Origin of the sequence: Thermonema rossianum DSM 10300 (assembly GCF_000426825.1) — a bacterium.
GTDB lineage: Bacteria > Bacteroidota > Bacteroidia > Cytophagales > Thermonemataceae > Thermonema > Thermonema rossianum.
Genome location: NZ_AUGC01000024.1, coordinates 1 through 2,151, shown reverse-complemented (window position 1 = coordinate 2,151; position 2,151 = coordinate 1). Strand labels below are relative to the sequence as shown.

At 42.2% G+C, this 2,151-nt stretch carries 4 protein-coding genes; all 4 read right to left on the bottom strand.

What is annotated here, in order from left to right; all coding sequences use genetic code 11:
• Positions 1-563: hypothetical protein (locus K384_RS11650; protein ID WP_038032627.1), on the bottom strand; the 563-nt coding region annotated here is incomplete at its 3' end.
• Between the two features lie 2 nt (positions 564-565).
• Positions 566-1,513, bottom strand: coding sequence for a hypothetical protein (locus K384_RS11645; protein WP_157630157.1), 948 nt, complete (start codon positions 1,511-1,513; stop codon positions 566-568).
• A 105-nt stretch (positions 1,514-1,618) separates the two neighbouring features.
• Positions 1,619-1,855: a hypothetical protein gene (locus K384_RS11640; protein WP_038032622.1), complete on the bottom strand. Its 237-nt coding sequence runs from the start codon at positions 1,853-1,855 to the stop codon at positions 1,619-1,621.
• Positions 1,856-1,944: 89 nt separating this feature from the next.
• Positions 1,945-2,151: hypothetical protein (locus tag K384_RS13915; RefSeq protein WP_038032619.1), on the bottom strand; the 207-nt coding region annotated here is incomplete at its 5' end.

The window sequence follows — 2,151 nt, the reverse complement described above, 5'->3', positions numbered from 1 at the left end:
CAATACCAAGCCACATAAGTACGCCCCCTAAGGCTCCCCACTGCTTTCCGGCATAGCAGCTCGCCTATTTGCTTTTCTTCGGGGAACACCTTCCAGTTGATTTTTACGGAGTCCCGGTGTTCGACATAAGCGAAGGGCACTTTACTCATTTCATTTAAAGTACTTATCGACTCATAATACCGGTCTCCCCGAAAAGCAACTATCCCCTCTTCTTCCACGTTGATGGTAATCTGCTTGGGGCCATTTTCGGCATACTCCATTGCCAACTCTTCTTGCGACATCCCTTTGTAAGGAGCGGCAATGCTATCCATACTTCCCTTTAGACCGGAAAGAGGAACTCCTTCAGTGCGCTCCACAAAGAATGTGGAAGCCACGTCAAAATACAGGATAGCACTTTTTACATTGCGTTTTATCAAAGGGGGCATTTGTGATGAATCGCGCCAATCCCAATCTTCTACTATTAGGTACTCTACTTTTCCGGAAAAATTATTTTGGGCATATGCTTGCACACAACACACAAGAGCAGCCCACAGCAGCATCAAAAACAAGATGTTTCTTTTCATACTTACTTTTCTTTTTTATCACTCTGTTCTTTCAATTTCAACTTCAGCATCTCATCTACGGCATCATTCATGGCTTTATCGAACAAAAGCTCTATTCCCGGGTCCCGCAGCAAGCTATTCATGGTACTCATCTGGCCCCTAAGTCCCTGAATGCTTTCCATGCTCATGAATTTCAAATAAGGTTTTATTTGCATAAGCAAACTCTCTTTTACATAGTCACCAAACTCCTTGCCCCATTCAATGTATTCACTACGGTTCATGGGCCATACCTTCACCCATGAGTCGATCGACAGAAGCTGCAATTCGTTTGTATACTGCATGGTCTTAGCCCTGAATGTCAAGTTTCCATCTAAAGTGCGGGCTTCCAAAACCAAGCCTTCGGGATGCCACAAAATCCAAGGACCGCCGGCAGGTAAATCGGGGCAATACCAGACCTCATAAAAAGCTCTACCCTCCAGCCGGGCAGTATCTTTGTAACAAAGATAGCCATTGATGCGCCTGCTTTCACCCTTGGACTTACCCCACTCCAAGCGCAAATCTGAAGCAGCCTCTACCAATGAAAGAGAGTCAAGCGTTGTTTCCTCTTCTGCCTTTGCTGCCGCTTGCTTCTTTTTTCTTTTTCTTTGTTTCTTCTTTTCTTTTCTGTTCATAAAAGCTTTCTTCCCTAATGAAAGCTTGTATTCTTTTACCGCTTCTCCGTATTTTTCTATATGGTAAAACACACCTTCTTTATTACCCTGTCTTATTATTTCCTGATAGAACAAAGTATCATGACCATTGCTTAGCCACAACACGCCTTCAAATGATACGCTATCCTCTTTGAGGAAGGCGTTTTCCACTTCATACAGCACTTGAAAATAACGCCCCGGCGAACTGCCGGAAAGACTGTCTTGTCCATACGCATAGCTGCAGACAAAAAGTAGTACCAAAACAATACGTAGTATCATCATCTTTGTTTTTTTGAACTTAAAACCATATCCTTTCCTTGAAAGGAAGCAAAGAAGGATGAGCGCTTACCTCATCCTTCTTGTTTAAGTAAGAAACCACATTAAAAACTACACTTTAATTTTGATAGAGACACAGAAGAAATGTATCGGATATTCTTTTTTAAAAAGACGTATTTTTGTATCTATAAGACATCCCCCCTCTTCCGGCTTCACCATTTGTTCTCTTACTTGCGTCTCCTTAATGGGGGAAGTAGCTGCTACTTTTTCATATTTTTTAGAGGCTCCCCATACTATACCATTGCTCAAAAAGGTCAAAAGTATTACAACTGATAGTATCTTTTTCATAACACTAACACTTTTTTGTTTTACATATTAATCTCATGAAGTGCGTCTTTGCCTTGAGTCTGGCAAAGACGCGAGAATCTTTCACGACCTTACTTTATTGTTTGATGCACGCACCCGACTCTCACTTTTATTCTGAAAAGCCCGCCCAAAATAGGAACTTTAGTGTCAATAAGGCACCCACTTATCTCTAACTCTGGCGGTCTCTGTACCACAACCTGGTCAGTTTTTGACGTCTCCATTGCTTTTTGCAACTGAGATTTTCCATTACCGGCAAACGAGGTCAATGCCATTCCTCC